Source organism: Cereibacter sediminicola, from assembly GCF_007668225.1.
GTDB classification, from domain to species: Bacteria; Pseudomonadota; Alphaproteobacteria; order Rhodobacterales; family Rhodobacteraceae; genus Cereibacter_A; species Cereibacter_A azotoformans.
Genome location: NZ_VDEK01000007.1, coordinates 65,423 through 82,306 on the forward strand (window position 1 = coordinate 65,423; position 16,884 = coordinate 82,306).

The 16,884-nt window shown below is 68.2% G+C and carries 17 protein-coding genes; 13 read left to right on the forward strand and 4 right to left on the reverse strand.

From position 1 onward, the window contains the following. The first annotated feature begins 12 nt into the window (after positions 1 to 12). Positions 13 to 1,137, forward strand: a complete 1,125-nt coding sequence (locus tag FG154_RS07085) for an ABC transporter ATP-binding protein (RefSeq protein WP_145105920.1) — start codon at positions 13 to 15, stop codon at positions 1,135 to 1,137. On the opposite strand, the gene FG154_RS07090 is transcribed toward FG154_RS07085, so the two are convergent. Continuing rightward, positions 1,118 to 1,840: a GntR family transcriptional regulator gene (locus FG154_RS07090; protein ID WP_145105923.1), complete on the reverse strand. Its 723-nt coding sequence runs from the start codon at positions 1,838 to 1,840 to the stop codon at positions 1,118 to 1,120. The two genes, FG154_RS07085 and FG154_RS07090, sit on opposite strands and share 20 nt — an antisense overlap. Positions 1,841 to 1,861: 21 nt before the next feature. Next, a complete protein-coding gene (locus tag FG154_RS07095; RefSeq protein WP_145105926.1) occupies positions 1,862 to 2,857 on the reverse strand; it encodes an asparaginase in 996 nt (331 codons plus the stop codon). A gap of 225 nt (positions 2,858 to 3,082) precedes the next feature. On the opposite strand from FG154_RS07095, the gene FG154_RS07100 reads away from it, so the two are divergent. The 7 genes from FG154_RS07100 to FG154_RS07130 all read left to right on the forward strand — a co-directional run bounded on the left by FG154_RS07100 (position 3,083) and on the right by FG154_RS07130 (position 10,454). Beyond that, positions 3,083 to 3,835: an amino acid ABC transporter ATP-binding protein gene (locus FG154_RS07100; RefSeq protein ID WP_145105929.1), complete on the forward strand. Its 753-nt coding sequence runs from the start codon at positions 3,083 to 3,085 to the stop codon at positions 3,833 to 3,835. Between the two features lie 68 nt (positions 3,836 to 3,903). Beyond that, entirely contained in the window at positions 3,904 to 4,731 is an 828-nt protein-coding gene (locus FG154_RS07105; protein ID WP_246100158.1) for a transporter substrate-binding domain-containing protein, read from the forward strand. A gap of 73 nt (positions 4,732 to 4,804) precedes the next feature. Further along, positions 4,805 to 5,473 carry an amino acid ABC transporter permease gene (locus FG154_RS07110; RefSeq protein ID WP_145105935.1) on the forward strand — a complete coding sequence of 223 codons (669 nt, stop codon included), beginning with the start codon at positions 4,805 to 4,807 and terminating at the stop codon, positions 5,471 to 5,473. 3 nt (positions 5,474 to 5,476) lie between these two features. Next, on the forward strand, positions 5,477 to 6,208 hold the full coding sequence (locus FG154_RS07115; protein WP_145105938.1) for an amino acid ABC transporter permease: 732 nt from the start codon (positions 5,477 to 5,479) through the stop codon (positions 6,206 to 6,208). 57 nt (positions 6,209 to 6,265) lie between these two features. Then, on the forward strand, positions 6,266 to 7,765 hold the full coding sequence (argH, locus tag FG154_RS07120) for an argininosuccinate lyase (protein WP_145105941.1): 1,500 nt from the start codon (positions 6,266 to 6,268) through the stop codon (positions 7,763 to 7,765). A 67-nt stretch (positions 7,766 to 7,832) separates the two neighbouring features. Further along, positions 7,833 to 8,846: an SIS domain-containing protein gene (locus FG154_RS07125; RefSeq protein WP_145105944.1), complete on the forward strand. Its 1,014-nt coding sequence runs from the start codon at positions 7,833 to 7,835 to the stop codon at positions 8,844 to 8,846. A 162-nt stretch (positions 8,847 to 9,008) separates the two neighbouring features. Then, positions 9,009 to 10,454 (forward strand): tryptophanase, encoded by a 1,446-nt coding sequence (locus FG154_RS07130; protein WP_145105947.1) that lies wholly within the window; start codon positions 9,009 to 9,011, stop codon positions 10,452 to 10,454. A 1-nt stretch (position 10,455) separates the two neighbouring features. Here FG154_RS07130 and FG154_RS07135 read toward each other — a convergent pair whose 3' ends face one another. Further along, complete coding sequence (locus FG154_RS07135; RefSeq protein WP_145105949.1) at positions 10,456 to 11,250, reverse strand: GNAT family N-acetyltransferase; 795 nt, start codon at positions 11,248 to 11,250, stop codon at positions 10,456 to 10,458. Further along, a complete protein-coding gene (locus FG154_RS07140) occupies positions 11,247 to 11,939 on the reverse strand; it encodes a GntR family transcriptional regulator (protein WP_186312306.1) in 693 nt (230 codons plus the stop codon). Before FG154_RS07140 ends, FG154_RS07135 begins: the two co-directional genes overlap by 4 nt. Positions 11,940 to 12,166: 227 nt before the next feature. Here FG154_RS07140 and FG154_RS07145 point away from each other — a divergent pair, with 227 nt between their 5' ends. From FG154_RS07145 to FG154_RS07165, 5 genes are all read left to right on the forward strand, one after another. Beyond that, entirely contained in the window at positions 12,167 to 13,144 is a 978-nt protein-coding gene (locus FG154_RS07145) for an ABC transporter ATP-binding protein (protein WP_145105955.1), read from the forward strand. 25 nt (positions 13,145 to 13,169) lie between these two features. Then, positions 13,170 to 14,435: an ABC transporter substrate-binding protein gene (locus FG154_RS07150; RefSeq protein WP_145105958.1), complete on the forward strand. Its 1,266-nt coding sequence runs from the start codon at positions 13,170 to 13,172 to the stop codon at positions 14,433 to 14,435. A gap of 79 nt (positions 14,436 to 14,514) precedes the next feature. Beyond that, positions 14,515 to 15,378, forward strand: a complete 864-nt coding sequence (locus FG154_RS07155; RefSeq protein WP_145105961.1) for an ABC transporter permease — start codon at positions 14,515 to 14,517, stop codon at positions 15,376 to 15,378. A 2-nt stretch (positions 15,379 to 15,380) separates the two neighbouring features. Beyond that, positions 15,381 to 16,217: an ABC transporter permease gene (locus FG154_RS07160; RefSeq protein WP_145105965.1), complete on the forward strand. Its 837-nt coding sequence runs from the start codon at positions 15,381 to 15,383 to the stop codon at positions 16,215 to 16,217. Next, a complete protein-coding gene (locus FG154_RS07165; RefSeq protein ID WP_145105968.1) occupies positions 16,218 to 16,880 on the forward strand; it encodes an aspartate/glutamate racemase family protein in 663 nt (220 codons plus the stop codon). The last annotated feature ends 4 nt before the right edge of the window (positions 16,881 to 16,884 follow it).

Genomic DNA, 16,884 nt, shown 5'->3' on the forward strand with positions numbered 1-16,884 from the left:
AAGGGCAGAGAGATGGCCGAACTGACGCTGCGCAACGTGCGCAAGGCCTATGGCACCATGGAGGTGCTTCACGGCATCGACCTCGACATCCCCTCGGGGTCCTTCGTGGTCTTCGTGGGCCCATCGGGCTGCGGCAAGTCCACGCTCCTGCGCACGATCGCCGGCCTCGAGGACATCACCTCGGGCGAGTTCCGCATCGATGGCGAGCTGATGAACGACGTCGCCCCGTCGCGCCGGGGGATCGCGATGGTCTTCCAGTCCTACGCGCTCTACCCGCACATGACGGTGTTCGAGAACATGGCCTTCGGCATGCGGATCGCCGGCATGAAGAAGGACGAGATCACGCGCCGGGTGACGCGCGCGGGCGAGGTGCTGCAGCTGGCGCCCTATCTCGACCGCTATCCGCGCGCGCTCTCGGGCGGGCAACGGCAGCGGGTGGCGATCGGGCGGGCCATCGTGCGCGATCCCAAGGTGTTCCTGTTCGACGAGCCGCTGTCGAACCTCGACGCGGCGCTGCGGGTGGCGACACGGATCGAGATTGCCAAGCTCAAGCAGTCGATGCCGGGCGCGACGATGATCTACGTGACCCACGATCAGGTCGAGGCGATGACGCTGGCCGACCGGATCGTGGTGCTGCGGGCCGGGCGGATCGAGCAGGTGGGCTCGCCGCTCGCGCTCTACCGAATGCCGGAAAACCTTTTCGTGGCACGGTTCATCGGCTCGCCCGCGATGAACGTGATCCCGGCCGAGGTCGCGGGCGCGGGGCTTGCCCTTGCCACCGGCGGCAGCATGGCTCTGCCCTTTCCGCTTGCCGCGGCGCTTCAGGGCGCGACGGTGCAGGTCGGCATCCGCCCCGAGGATCTGCGTCTGGCGGACGGCGCACCGCTACTGGCCGGGCGGATCTCCTATCTCGAGCAGCTGGGCGAGGTGCAGCTTGCCCATGTCGAAGTCGCGGGCCTGGCCGAGCCGCTGATCGCCAAGCTTCCCGGCATCCTCGACCTGCATCCGGGCGCGTCCATCGCGCTTACGGCCGATCCGGCGAATCTCCACCTCTTCGGCGCGGACGGGCAGAGCCTGCGGCCCCGCGAGCAGCCGCCCGAGCGGCAGCTGGAAGCGGCTACTTCCGCACGAAGCTGAACGAGAAGGCCGAGCCCCGGTGATAGTCCATCGCGTAGATCACCCGGGTGCCGTCGGCGGCGTAGCAGACCTCCTCGATCAAGAGCGCGGGGCCGAATTCTTCAAGCCCGTGAAGCCGGGCGGCCTCGGGCGGCAGGGGCACGGCGCGGACCATCGCCGTCGAGGCGACCGGCCCGCGCCCCGCGCCGGCCAGAAGCGCCACGAGCGAGCCGCTCCAGTCCGGTGTCATCTCGGTGCCCTCGACAAGCGCCTTGGGCAGCCAGTCGATGGAATAGACCAGCGGCTGTCCGCCGCTGCTGCGCAGGCGCTCGACACGGACAAGGGGTGTGCCCTCGGGGACGGCGAGGCGGGGCGCGGTCTCGGCATCGGCGGGGACGATCGTGAAGCCCAAGAGCCGCGTCTCGGCCGTGTAGCCGTGGCTGGCCACCATCTGCGAGACGCTCTCGAACTTGGTGATCGGGCGGGCGATGGTCAGCAGCGCCCCGGCGGCAAGGAAACGACCCTTGCCCTGATGCACGTCGATGATCGCGTCCTGTTCCAGGAGCTTCAGCGCCTCGCGCAGGGTCGGGCGCGAGACCTGGAACCGTTCGACCATCTCCTTCTCGGTCGGCAGCCGGTCGCCGAACGACAGGCCCAGCTCGCGGATCATCTCGAGGATGCCGCTGCGCAATCGCTCGATGCCGCTTTCCCTTGGCCTGTCCATGGGCTTGTCCCTTTCGCCGCTTCAGGATGCCAGTTGCCGCGCAATCTCGGCCGGCGCAAGTCCGGCGGTCAGCGCGAGCTGCAGAAGCAGCCGCGCCTTGACCGGCGAGTGGCGCCCGGCGGGCAGGAAGCCGTGCCCGTCGTTGCGGCTGGTCGCGACCACCGGCCCCGCTGCGCGCGAGGCCATGACGACAAGGCCGCCCGCCTCGCGGATCCATGTCTCGAGCCTTGCGGCCTGGGCGCTGGTCGCATAGCCCGGCGCAAAACCTGCGACCACGATGGCCTGCGCGCCGGCGGCAATGAAGGCCTCCATCGCGCAGGCGTCGCCGCCGCTGTGGCAGTGCAGGATGTCCACGCGGGGCAGCGGCCCCAGCCCGCGCCAGTCGAGCAGCGGCGCACGGGGCGCGAGGGTGCGCCCGAGGCGCACCTCGCCGCCGATCACGAGGCCCACGGGGCCGAGGTCGGGCGAGCGGAAGCTGTCGAGGCCGAAATTGTGGGTCTTGGTTACCTCGGCCGGCCGATGGATCTCGCCATGCAGCACCACGAGGACGCCCCGCGGCCGGGTCTCGGGGCAGGAGGCGACCCGGGCGGCCTGAAAGAAGTTCATGTAGCCGTCGCTGCCGAGCGCCGAGGCGGGGCGCTGCGCGCCGGTCACCACCAGCGGCACCGGCAGATCCCAGACGAGCGAGAGGAAGAAGGCGGCCTCTTCCAGCGATCCGGTGCCGTGGGTGAGGACGAAGCCGGCGAGGTCCGGCTCTGCCCGCAGCGCCGCCTCGCAGAGCCGGCAGAGCGCGAGCCACTGCGCAGGCCCCATGTCGAAACTCGGCAGCGGGGTGAAGTCGAGCGGCACCAGCGCCACGCGGTCCGAAATTGCGCCGCAGCGCGCGATCAGCTCGGCCGCGGTCAGGCTGCCCGCCTGCCCGTAGTCGCGGGTCTCGAACGGGTCGTGGGCGAGCGCGGTCAGCGTGCCGCCGCCCACGATCACCGCCACCTTCGGAATGCGCGCCTGTTCGGTCATCCGGTTCTCCCTCGGGGCTGCTCTGCCTGACTCGGTCGGGCAGGGATTTCTGTCTAGCCTCATGCATGTTGTCTTACAAGATGCGAGGGAAAATTGTGAAGAAAATTGTTACTTGTCAGATAAATGCGGGAAAATGTCGGTCCTTGTAAAAATCGGATTGACAGATGCCGGGTCGAAGCTCCAATACTTGTCAGACAAGTTAGCGACAGTGGCGACGGGGGACGGATGAGCGGAACGGGAGCGACAGGGCAGGGCATCGCCTTCGACCGCGTCAACAAGTGGTACGGCCAGATGCATGTGCTGCAGGACGTGACGTTCTCTGTCGCGACCGGCGAGCGGATCGTGGTCTGCGGCCCCTCCGGCTCGGGCAAGTCCACCATGATCCGCTGCATCAACCGCCTTGAAGAGCACCAGTCCGGCACGATCCGCGTCGGCGGCGTCGAGGTGAACCACCAGCGGCGCAACATCGAGCAGGTGCGTCGCCGCGTCGGAATGGTTTTTCAGAACTTCAATCTCTATCCGCACCTGACCATCCTCGAGAACTGCACGCTGGCGCAGCGCTGGGTGCGCGGAACGCCGCGCGCCGAGGCGGAAGAACGCGCCATGCGCTATCTGGAACGGGTCCGAATCCCCGATCAGGCGCGGAAATATCCTGGCCAGCTTTCGGGCGGGCAGCAGCAGCGGGTGGCCATCGCGCGCTCGCTCTGCATGGAGCCCGAGATCATGCTGTTCGACGAGCCCACCTCGGCGCTCGATCCCGAACTGGTGCGTGAGGTGCTCGACACGATGGTGTCGCTGGCCGAGGAGGGGATGACGATGATCTGCGTGACGCACGAGATGGGCTTTGCCCGTCAGGTCGCCGACCGCGTGATCTTCATGGACCGCGGCCGCATCGTCGAGAGCGCGCGGCCCGAGGACTTCTTCTCGAACCCGCGTGAGGAACGCTCGCGGCTGTTCCTCAGCCAGATCCTGCACTGATCCCGAAGAAGGATCGGGCCAACCGGAGCCTGCGGCTCCCTTCCCTCCAGCAGAAAGGCCAGATGCCCATGCGGCTCTCTACCCTCCTTCTCTCCGGCGCGCTCGCGCTTTCCGGCGCGGCGTTCGCGCAGGCCCAGGACCTTCCGCCGCTGCCCGAGGCGATCGAAAAGGCGGGGCAGATCCGCATCGGCGTGAAATGCGACAGCCCGCCCTTCGGCGCCTCGGGGCCGGACGGCAAGCCGGTGGGCATCGAGGTCGAGATGGCGAAGAAGATCGGCGAGTTCGCCTTCGGCTCGGCCGAGGGCGCGGCGCTGTCCTGCGTCACCAGCGAGGCGCGCATCTCGTCGCTGAACTCGGGCAAGCTCGACCTGATCCTTGCCACGCTGGGACGCACCCCGGCCCGGCAGGAGGTGATCGACTATTCGAATATCTATTTCTGGGGCTCGTCGAACGTGCTGGTCGCGGCCGACAGCCCGGTGCAGACGCTGGCAGATCTGGAGAACCGGACGGTGATCGTGGTCAAGGGCGCCACCCAGATCAAGTGGCTCGAGGCCAACATTCCCGGCATCAGGATCGTGCAGCTGAACACCACGGCCGACGGCGTACAGGCGCTGATGCAGGGCCGTGCGGACGGGTTCGTGGGCGACGGCGGGCTGGTTTACACGCTGGGCGGCAACTATCCCAAGCTGCGCGTGGTCGAGGAGGGGCTTGACCTTGGCGTAAACGGCGTCGGCCTGCGCAAGAACGAGCCCGAGCTTCAGGCCTTTGTCAATGCCGTGCTCGAAGAGCTGCGCAAGGACGGCTTCTACGAGGAGATCATCCCGCAGTTCGTGGACGAACCGGCCGTCGCCGAGGTGATGAAGCGCGGCTTCCTCGAAGAGCCGCCGCAGATCTGATCCTGTTCCGGGGGGCGTTTGCGCCTCCCGGCCCATCCACCCCGCCTGCCGGGCGCACCGGAACGGACCGACCATGACCGTCATCGACTGGGGCTATATCCTCGACGCCTTGCCCGATCTTCTGCGGGGACTGGGCATGACCCTGCTGGTCAGCCTGCTTGCGATCCTGTTTTCGCTGGTGCTTGGCCTGATCGGCTGCTCGCTGCGCGTCTCGCGCCTGCGGCCCGTGTCCTGGACGGTGAAGGGCTATGTGGAGTTCATCCGCGGCACGCCCTATCTTGTGCAAATCTTTTTCATATTCTACGGACTGCCGAGCCTTGGCCTCACGCTCTCGATCTTCTGGTCGGGGGTGCTGGCGCTGACGGTCTGGGCCAGCGCCTTCCATATCGAGAGTTTCCGCGCCGGCCTCGCCTCGGTGGGGCGCGAGATGCACGACGCTTCGGCCTCGCTCGGGCTGCGCCGGCTGCCCCATGCCGCGCTGGTCGTGCTGCCGATCGCGCTGCGCTCGGCGCTGCCATCGACGCTGAACACGGTGGTCGGCACGATCAAGAACTCGGCCTATCTGCAGGCCATCGGCCTTGTCGAGCTGACCTTCGTCGCGGTTGACCGGATCGCGCAGGACTTCCGCTCGACCGAGATGTTCCTGTCGATCTGCGTCATCTACCTCGTGGTGATCCTTGGCGTCTCGGCGCTGGGTCACCGGCTGGAAAAGCGCCTCGACCGGCCCTACGCGACACGGTGATCCATGGACCTGCTTTTCGAATACCGCACCTTCCTGCTGGCCGGCCTGGTCGAGACGCTGAAGATGGCGCTGGTCGTGGCGCTTGGCGGCACGCTCTGCGCGATCCTTCTGACCGCGGGGATTACCGCGCGGTCGCGGCTGCTCAGCCGGCCAAGTTACGCGCTGGTCGAGCTGCTGCGCGACCTGCCGCTGATGGTGACGGTGCTGCTCGTCTATTTCATGCTGCCGATGACGGGGATCGGGCTCAACCCGTTCTGGTCCTGCTGCCTTGCGATCTCGGTCTGGGGCGGTGCCAACGGGGCGCAGATCCTGCGGGCGGGGCTGGCCTCGGTCGGCAAGGGCCAGCGCGAGACGGCGGCCGCCTTCGGCTTCTGCCCGGTCCGCACGCTTCTCCTCGTGACGCTGCCGCAGGCGATGCCGGTGATCATCCCGCCCTATGTCGGGCTTCTGACCGCGCTGGTGCAGGCGACCTCGCTCGGTGCCGTGGTGGGCGCGCAAGAGCTGCTGCGCACGGGACAGGTGCTGATCGAGCAGACCACCATCATGCGCGGCGGCAGCCCGGCCTATCTGGTCTATGGCTCGATCCTCGTCGTCTATTTCACGCTTTGCACCCTGATCTCGCTGATCGGCGGGCGGATCGAGCGGCACTTCCTGCGCCCCTGGTCCGCGGCCGACGAGGCACGGGTCGAGACGCAGGCCCGCGAGATCGAGACCGCCATCGCGGTCCGCACCTGACGCCCATTCCCCCGGCCGCGGCAGCGCCCGCAGCCCCCATCCTTCGGAAGAGCTGACATGAAGAACTCCGTGAGTTCGCGCCTGACGGAACGCACCGCGGCCGAGGTGGCCCGCACGATCTACGAGCCGCCGATGCAGGGCTTTGACGCCCCGGCGCTGGAGCGGATGTGCGCGCTGAACGAGGCCCATGCGGTGATGCTGGCCGGTTGCGGGCTGATCCCGACCGACTGCGCCCGCGACCTTCTGCGCGGCATCGCCACGATCCGGGCCGAAGGGCCGGGCGCCATCGACCTCGATCCGCAGTTCGAGGACAGCTATTTCGCCTTCGAGAACCGTCTGGGCCAGATCGCGGGCCGGGGGGTGGCGGGCAGGCTGCATGTCGGGCGCAGCCGCAACGACATCGGCGCGACGCTCGACCGGATGGCGGTGCGCGAGACCTGCCTTGCGCTGCTGGCCGAGATGGAGGCGACGCGGCGGGCCTGTCTCGAGGCGGCGGGGCGGCATGTGCTGACGGTGATGCCGGGCTATACGCATCTGCAACCCGCGCAGCCGATCACCTTCGGCTATTACCTCGCCAATGTGGCACAGGGGATGGAGCGCGAGCACGAGCGTCTGGCGGCGGTGCTCGACCGTGCCGACGCCTGCCCGCTGGGCTCGGCCGCGCTGGCCGGCACCTCGTTTCCCATCGACCGCAACCAGACGGCGGCGCTTCTGGGCTTTGCCGGCCCCGCCGTGCCGGGGCTCGATGCGGTCGCCTCGCGCGATGTCGTGACCGAGCTTCTCTGGGCCGTCACCAGCGCGCAGGTGCTGTTCTCGCGGGTGGCGCAGGATCTTTACACCTTCACGACCTGGGAATTCGGCGCGCTGAGCTTTCCCGACCGGGTGGCGGGCACCTCGTCGATCATGCCGCAGAAGAAGAACATGCTGCCGCTGGAATATTTCCGGGCCGAGGCCGGGCGCAGCATCGGGGCGCTGGCCGGGGCGCTCTCGGCGGTGAAGGGGTCGAACTACTCGATCGGTCTCGACAGCGTGCGCGAGGGGGTGGCCGACGCCTGGCCCGCTTTCGCCCGGTTCCGGGCCGCGCTGCCGCTGTTGCGGCTGATCCTCGAGACGGCCACGCCGGATGCCGAAAAGCTTCTGGCGCGCTGCAAGGCCAATTTCTCGACCGCGACGGATCTGGCCGATGGGCTGGTGCGCGACTTCGGCATCTCGTTCCGCGACGCGCATCATGTGGTGGGCCGCGCGGTGCAGATGGTGCTCGCCACCGGCGGCGGGGCCGGGGAGCTGACGGTCGAGGTGCTGAATGCCGCGGCCGAGGACGAGATCGGCCGCCGCTTCGACCTGCCCGAAGAGCGCCTGCGCCGCTGGATGGACCCGGTCGAGGCCGTGCGCGCCCGCACCGTGCCGGGCGGCACCGCGCCCGAGGTCGTGACCGCGATGCTTGACCGGATGCAGGCGCGGCTTTCGGCCGATGCCCATGCGCGCGAGGCCCGGACGGCGGCCTTGTCCGAGGCCGCGGCCCGACTTGCCGGCCGCGTCGCCGCGCTTCGCGACTGACCCATTCCCCGCCTGCGGGCGGGGCTGCCGACACCTGCCCCGCGGGGCGAAACCAAGAGGACCAGACATGCTGAACTTCGACGAGGACCGTTTCCTCCGCATCCAGTCGGGCGCCGTCGCGCTTGCGCCGCGGATCGACGCCGAGATCGGCGCCGCCATCGCCGCGGGCGCCGAGAACCTGCATTTCCTCGGCACCGGGGGCGTGGCCTATCTGATGGAGCCGGCGGTGCAGCTGCTTCATCGCCGCTCGGGCTTTCCGACCTTCAAGGACTACCCGGCCGAGCTGGTCCTGACCGGATCGGCGAACCTTACCGAAAAGTCGATCGTGGTCATGCCCTCGCTGTCCGGCACGACCAAGGAAAGCGTCGCGATGCTCAACCGGCTGAAGGAGATCGGCGCGAAGATCATCACGCTGGTGGGCCACGCCGACACGCCGCTGGGGCTGGGGGGGAACCCGGCGCTGGTGAACTTCGCCGAGGATGACACCTCGTCCGAAAGCTTCTACCTCCAGTCGCTGCTGGTCGCCCTGTCGGTGCTGAAGGCCCGCGGCGAGATCGACAACTACGATGCGCTGGTGGCCGAGCTGGCGACCGTGCCCGCGGCGCTGGTCGAGGCCAAGAAGGCCTTCGAGCCGAAGGCCGAGGATCATGCGCGCATCATCGCGGGCGCGGACTATCACATGTTCACCGGCGCCGGGAACATGTGGCCCGAGGCGCTCTATTACGCGACCTGCATCCTCGAGGAAATGCAGTGGATCCGCACGCGGCCGGTCCATGCCTCGGACTTCTTCCACGGCCCGCTCGAGCTGATCGAGAAGGGGGTAAGCCTGGTCCTGTTCCGCGGCGAGGATGAGTGCGACCCGCTGGCCGAGCGCGTGGCGCAGTTCGCCCCGCACTACACCGACCGCTTCACCGTGATCTCGACGGCCGACTACCTGCCGCGGAGCCTGTCGCCCGAGATCCGCGCGCTGATCTCGCCCGCCGTGATGGCCACGCTGATGGAGCGGCTGAGCGCCCATCTCGAGGTGATGCGCGATCACCCGCTGGTGACGCGCCGCTACTACAAGCGCGTGGCCTACTGATCCGGGCCAGCCGGTGCGCGGGGCTGCTCCCGCCCGCGCACCGCAACCGGGGCCTCCGGGGACGGCGTGATCTTGTGACGCATCCCCGCGCGGTTGATCCCCGGGCGGTCGCGCTCGATCCTTCCGGCGGTATCGGTAAGGGCTCGGGCCCGGGGGGAGAGTATGACGGTGAAGTTCTTCGGCGGTGACACGGTCCCGCTCGAGATGCACAAGGTGCGCGTGGTGCAGAAGCTGACGCTTGCACCGATCGAGGAGCGGCTCAGGGCCATTGCCGGGGCGGGCAACAACACCTTCCTGCTTCAGAACCGCGACGTGTTCATGGACATGCTGACCGACAGCGGCGTGAACGCGATGAGCGACCGGCAGATGGCCGCGATGATGGTGGCCGACGACAGCTACGCGGGCTCGTCCACCTACGAGCGGTTCGAGGCGAGGCTGCGCGACCTGTTCGGGATGGAGTGGATCCTGCCGACCCACCAGGGCCGCGCCTGCGAGAACATCCTGAGCCAGGTTCTCGTGAGGCCGGGCACCATCGTGCCGATGAACTACCACTTCACCACGACCAAGGCCCATATCGTGCTGAACGGCGGCTCGGTCGAGGAGATCTGCCACGACCGCGGGCTCGAGGTCACCAGCACCCACCCGTTCAAGGGCGACATGGATGTGGGCAAGCTCGAAGGGCTCGTGGCCACCCACGGCGCCGACCGCATTGCCTTCGTGCGGATGGAGGCCGGCACGAACCTGATCGGCGGCCAGCCGATCTCCATGGCGAACCTGCGCGAGATCCGCACGGTCTGCGACGCGCACGGGCTCATCTTCGTGCTGGATGCGAGCCTTCTGGCCGACAACCTCTGGTTCATGAAGACCCGCGAGGAGAGCTGCCGCGACCTCTCGATCCCCGAGATCACCCGGCAGATCGCCGATCTGTGCGACGTGATCTACTTCTCGGCGCGCAAGCTGGGCTGCGCGCGCGGCGGCGCGATCTGCATCCGCAGCGAGGACCTCTACCGCAAGATGCGCGTGCTGGTGCCGCTCTACGAGGGCTTCCTCACCTACGGCGGCATGTCGGTGCGCGAGATCGAGGCGCTGACCGTGGGTCTCGAAGAGACCATGGACACCGACATGATCAGCCAGGGGCCGCTGTTCATCGAATACATGGTCAATGAACTCGTGAAGCGCGGGGTGCCGGTGATCACGCCCGCAGGGGGCCTTGGCTGCCACATCGACGTGATGCGGTTCCTGCCGCATGTCCCGCAGTCGCAGTATCCGGCGGGGGCGCTGGCCTCGGCCCTTTACATCGCCTCGGGCATCCGGGGGATGGAGCGGGGCTCGCTCTCCGAGCAGCGCAATCCGGACGGGACCGAGGTCTATTCCAACATGGAGCTTCTGCGTCTGGCCATGCCGCGCCGGGTCTTCACGCTGAGCCAGGTGAAATACGCCATCGACCGGCTCGACTGGCTGTACCGGAACCGCGACCTCGTGGGTGGTCTGGTCTTCGTGGAAGAGCCCGAGATCCTGCGCTTCTTCTACGGCCGGCTGGACCCCGTGGGCGACTGGCAGCAGAAGCTGGCGGCGCGGTTCCGCGCCGACTTTGGCGACAGCCTGTAACTCAGCCGAGTTCCAGCGTCCCCGTCGCCTGAAGCGTCGGCCCCGCCACGGGCGCGGGGCCGCGATACATCCGCGCGGTGCGGAAGGTCTCACGGAACCCCAGCGCCTCCAGCGCGGCGATCAGCGCCGGGTTGGTGTCCGGGACATCCACGATCACCTCCTCGCATCCGACCGCGGCGGCGGCGCCGCGGATCAGATCAAGGGCCGCCGCAGCATCGGGGGCGACCACCGGCCCGATCTTGCACCCTCTCTGGCAGAGACGGGCGGTGGCGAACCCGTTGCCGTGGACCACGGTCCGACGAGTTGCCGTCGGCGCGAGCCAGGCGGCGAGAAACGCCGTCCGGTCATATCCGTTCGCCGCACGGTCCAGTGCGATCAGCGGGCGCGGGTCGATCGCCTCGGGCAGGGGCTCGCCCGCAAGCCGTCCCTCCAGCCGCAGCGTCGCCCCCGCCCCCACGAACCCCGACCGGGCGTAATTGGCCTGCTGCGCCGCCACGCCGTCCAGCCCCACGGTGCGCGCCCCGGCATGGGCCAGCGCATGGGCCCAGAGCGCCAGCCCGATCCCGCGCCCCCGCCACCCGGGACGGCAGATATAGAGGCCCAGGAAGGCCGTGCGCTCGTCATGGTTCACCACCGAGATGGCGGCGACGGGCTCTCCGGCCTCTTCATGCAGGAAGAAGCCGTCAGGGTCCGCCGCGAGGAAGGCCGCGGCATCGTCGTGCCCCGGGTTCCATCCCTCGTCGGCGGCCCAGCCGAGCACGCGGGTCAGGTCGGGCAGCGTCATCCTGCGGATCATGGGCGGTCCAGAGCCTCCTTGAGCGAATGGGCGGGCGGGGCCGGACGGCGCAGGTCCAGCGACGAGACGAGGTCGAGCAGGTGGCCCTTCATCAGCTCTTCCGCATGGCCGCCGTCGCGGGACTCGAGCGCCCTGAGCAGCGCATGATGGGCATGGCTCTCGCACAGCGCGGCCCGGCGCTGCCAGTAGAGCGCGATGATCAGCGAGGAGCGCGCCACGAGCTGGGTGATGAAGTCGCGGATCGTGTCCTGATCGGCGATGCGCGCGATCTCGATGTGGAACAGGCCCGACAGACGCAGCGCGCGGCCGGGATCGCCCGCGTCGAGCGCGGCATGCTCGGCGTCGATGTGGCGTTGCAGGCGGGCGATGTCCTCGGCCGTGGTCCGTTCGGCCGCCGAGCGGGCCGTGCGCGGCTCGAGCAGCGAGCGGGCCTCGAACACCTCGCGCGCCTCGCGGACCGAGGGCTGCGCCACATAGGCGCCGCGGTTGCGCCGCAGCGTCACGAGCCGTTCGTGCGAAAGCTGCTGGAGGGCCGCCCGGACGACCGTGCGGCTCACGCCGAAGATCTCGCCCACCTCGTCCTCCGAGAGCTTGGTGCCCGGTTGCAGCCGGTGCTCGTGGATGGCGAGTGCCAGCCGCTCGGCCACGGTATCGCTGCTGCCGGACTGGATCTGTCTGGTGTCGCTCATGGCGTTCATGCTCCTCGCCCGATTCCTCGCGCCATGTCGCGCGGGCGGCAAGCCCGGCGCGGTCGCGAACAGGATTGTATACAACTTCGCACCGGATCCGACCGTGTTGCGCATACGATCGCCGAAAGTTTGTGCAGGCGCAGTTTCCGCCCCTCCCGTGACCCCGTGGCGTTTGGCCCGACGTTCCACGCTGGTTCAGGCTTGCGGAAGGCATCGGCGAGGGTGGCATGCGCGGCGGACACGATCTTGAACTGGTTCATGTGACGAAGCGGTATGGGACGTCTGCGGTCGCGGTGGAGGATGTGAGCCACCTGTTCCGCGGCGGAAGCTACGTCTGCCTCCTGGGTCCGTCGGGCTGCGGCAAGTCCTCGACGCTGCGGATGATCGCGGGGCACGAGACGGTGAGCGAAGGCTCGATCCTGCTCTCGGGCAAGGATGTGACGGGGTTGCCTCCTGCGCGGCGCGGCACGGCGATGATGTTCCAGAACTATGCGTTGTTCCCGCATCTGTCCGTGACGGACAATGTAGCCTTCAGCCTGAAGATGAAAGGCGTAGCCGCGGCCGAGCGGCGGGCGAAGGCGGCCGGGATGCTCGAACTGGTGGACATGGCCCGCTATGGCGACCGCCTGCCGGCCCAGCTTTCGGGCGGCCAGCAGCAGCGCGTGGCGCTGGCGCGGGCGTTGATCACGGGGCCGCAGGTGCTGCTTCTGGACGAGCCGCTCTCGGCGCTCGACCCGTTCCTGCGCATCCGCATGCGGGCCGAGCTGAAGCGGCTGCAGCGCGAGCTGGGGATCTCGTTCATCCATGTCACCCACGGCCAGGACGAGGCGCTGGCCCTGGCAGACGAGGTCGTGGTGATGAACAACGCGCGGATCGAGCAGGCCGGCCCCGCGCGCGAGGTGTTCAACGCGCCGCGAACCGAGTTCGTCGCCCGCTTCATGGGCGGTCACAACGTCATCGGCCTGCCTAACGGCCGTTTCGCCATCCGCTGCGACGAGATCCGTCTTGATCCCGCAGGGCAGGAGGGCGTGGTGCAGGCCGTCGAGTATCAGGGCGCCCATGTCGCGCTGACGGTCCGGGCGGTGGGCGATCAGGAGATCGTGGCGCTGATCCCCGAAGCCGCCTTCTTCGAGCAACCGAAAAACCCCGGCGAGGCTGTCCGCCTGTCGTGGGACGAGGGGCGGCTGCACCGCCTTCACGCATGACCCAGGTCCAACAGAGGGAAATTCCATGAAGAAGAACCACTACAGCCGGCGGACGCTCCTGAAGGGCGCCGCCGCCACCGCCGTCGCCTCGGCCTTCCCGGCGCCGATGATCTGGGCGCAGGAGATTCGGAACGTGACCTTGCGCCAGTTCGGCACGGGCGTCTCGAACCTCAACGAGGTGGCGCAGAAGGTGAAGGAGGACCTCGGCTTCACACTGACGATGACCGCGCTCGACAGCGACGCCGTGACCCAGCGCGCCGCGACCCAGCCCGACAGCTTCGACATCGCCGACATCGAATACTGGATCTGCAAGAAGGTCTGGCCGACCGGCAACCTTCAGGCGATGGATACCTCGAAGATCAGGAACTACGACAAGATCGTGGGGATCTTCCGCTCGGGCAAGCTGACGCCCGAGTCGACCATCGCCCAAGGCACCGCGCCCCACAGCGTGGGCTTCACCTCGGGTCCGGGCGGCACGGATTTCGTGCAGGAAGAGTCGGGCTGGATGACGCTGATCCCCACGATCTACAACGCCGACACGCTGGGCATCCGCCCCGACCTGATCGGCCGCCCGATCGAAAGCTGGACCGAGCTTCTGAACCCCGAGTTCAAGGGCAAGGCCTCGATCCTCGACATCTCGTCCATCGGCATCATGGATGCCGCGATGGTCTGCGAGGCGATGGGCGAGATCCAGTATGGCGACAAGGGCAACATGACCCGCGACGAGATCGACCGCACCATGGCGATCTTCACCGAGGCCAAGCGCAACGGCCAGTTCCGCGCCTTCTGGAAGACCTTCGACGAGAGCGTGAACCTGATGGCCTCCGGCGAGGTCGTCATCCAGTCGATGTGGTCGCCCGCCATCACCGCCGTCAAGTCGCGTGGCATACCTTGCGTCTACCAGCCCCTGAAGGAGGGCTACCGCAGCTGGGGCGGCGGCATCGGCCTGTCGAAGTCGCTTTCGGGCCTCGAGCTAGATGCGGCCTATGAATACATCAACTGGTATCTCTCGGGCTGGGTCGGCGGCTTCCTGATGCGGCAGGGCTACTATTCCGCGGTGCCCGAGACCTCGAAGGAGTTCATGTCGCCCGACGAATGGGGCTACTGGTTCGAGGGCAAGCCGGCCGAGGGCGACATCACCAACCCCTTCGGCGAGAAGCTCGCCGGGGCGGGCGACATCCGCGACGGCGGCTCGTTCTACGACCGCATGGGCGCGGTGGCCTGCTGGAACGCCGTCATGGACGAGAACCAGTACATGGTCCGCAAGTGGAACGAGTTCATCGCCGCCTGATCCGGCGCGGACCCCAAGGGGGTCCGCATCTGCCCTTCCGCCCGTCCGGCGGAGGGGCCATCCAGCCAGCGGAGACAAGATGCAGCGGCTCCTGACATCGCCGAACGTGACGGGGTGGCTTCTCGCCTCGCCGCTGGCCTTCGTGCTGGCGGCCTTCCTCGTGCTGCCGATCCTGATGATCCTCGTCGTCAGCTTCTGGACAGCCACGGAATTTTCCATCGTCCCGGCCTTCTCCTTCGAGAATTACGAGTTCCTGTTCGGCTCGCCCGTGACCTACCGGGTGTTCCTGAACACCTTCAAATATGCCGCCATCACCTGGGCCGTGACGCTGGTTCTGGGCTTCACGGTGGCCTATTTCCTCGCCTTCCATGTCCGCAGCCGGACGTGGCAGACAACGCTGTTCCTGCTCTGCACCATCCCGTTCTGGACCTCGAACATCATCCGCATGATCTCGTGGATCCCCTTCCTCGGGAGGAACGGGATCGCGAACTCGACCCTCATTTCGTGGGGAGTGATCGACGAGCCGCTGGAGTGGCTGCTCTTTTCGGATTTCTCGGTGATCCTTGCCTTCGTCCACCTCTACACGCTGTTCATGGTGGTGCCGATCTTCAACACGATGATGCGGATCGACCGGAACCTGATCGAGGCCGCGACCGACGCCGGAGCCACGGGGTTCCAGACGCTGTGGAACGTGATCCTGCCGCTGACCAAGCCCGGCATCATGATCGGCTCGATCTTCGTCATCACGCTGGTGATGGGCGACTTCATCACCGTGCGCTTCATGTCCGGTTCGCAGGCGGCGAACGTGGGCCGGCTGATCTCGAACGACATCGCGCTGCTGCAATATCCCTCGGCCTCGGCCACGGCGGTCGTGCTGCTGGTCACGGTGCTCCTGACCATCTCGGCGCTCCTGCGCCTCGTCGATATCCGAAAGGAGCTTTGACCATGGGGCCCCGCCCGCGATCCTTCTACATCCTTGCGGCCATCTTCGGCCTGTTCCTGCTGTTCCTCTACGGCCCGACCATCACCATCGCGATCCTGAGCTTTCAGGGGCCGGAGGGCGGGCTGACCTTCCCGATGCGGGGCGCCTCGCTGCACTGGTTCCGCGACCTCTTTCAGCAGCAGGCGGTGGGCGACATCTGGGGCGCCTTCGGGCGGTCGCTTCTCCTGGGCCTCATGGTCATGGTGACGACCGTCGTGGTGTCGGTCATGGGCGGACTGGCCTTCCGAAAGAGGTTCGCCGGCTCGGCCGTTCTGTTCCAGCTGGTGGTGGCGAGCCTCGTGATTCCCTCGATCCTCGTGTCGCTGGGGGTGGGGCTGATCTTCTCGCAGGCGGGGCTGCCGGTGCACTGGGCGGGTTCGGGCTTTGGCGCGCAGCTGACCTGGACGCTGCCCTTCGGCCTTCTGATCATGTTCGCGGTCTTCAACCGCTTTGATCCCGCCTACGAGGAAGCCGCGCGCGACCAGGGCGCCAGCGCCTGGCAGACCGTCCGGCATGTCGTGCTGCCCATCATCGCGCCGTCGCTGATCGGGGTGGCGCTCTTCGGCTTCACGCTGAGCTATGACGAGTTCGCCCGCACGCTGCTGACCTCGGGAAGCCGGAACACCCTGCCGCTCGAGATCTACGGGATGACCACGAACGTCACGACGCCGGTGATCTTCGCGCTCGGCACGCTGACCACCGTCTTTTCCTTCGGGGTGATCGGGGTCTTTCTGGTCATCGTCGCGGTTCTGGGGCGGCGGCGGGCGCGCGCCGGGTCGGACGCGGGCAAGGGGGTCTGAGTGCGACTGCTCTACATCAACCCGAACTCCACGGCCTCGATGACCGAAGGCGTGGTCGAGGTCGCCCGCGCCGCGGCGCCGGATCTCGAGGTCATGGGCTGGACCAACCGGGCCGGCCCGCCCGCGATCCAGGGCCCCGAGGACGGTGCGGCGGCGGTGGCCGGTCTGCTTGCCCTGCTGCCGCGCGCCGCCGAGGCGGGCGCGGACTGCATCGTGCTGGCCTGCTTTGACGACACAGGGCTGGCCGAGGTGCGCGCCGCGGCCCACTGCCCGGTGATCGGGATCGGGCAGGCCGCCTTCCACATGGCCGCGTTACTGGGGCACCGCTTCTCGGTGGTGACCACGCTGCCGGTATCGGTGCCGGTGATCGAGGAGAACCTCGCCGGCTACGGGCTCGCGGCACGATGCGCGCGTGTCCGGGCGTCGGGCCTTGCCGTGCTCGAGGTCGAGGCCGCGGCCCCCGCCACGCTGGCCCGGCTCGCGTCCGAGCTGGCCGCCGCCGAGGCGGAAGACGGCGTCAGCGCGGCCGTGCTGGGATGTGCGGGCATGGCGCCCCATGCGCAGAGGCTCGCACCCCTGTCCGGCCTCGCGCTGATCGACGGGGTGGCGGCGGCGGCGCATCTGGCCCCGGCCCTTGTGGCGGCCCGCGCAGGGACAGCCTGAGCCC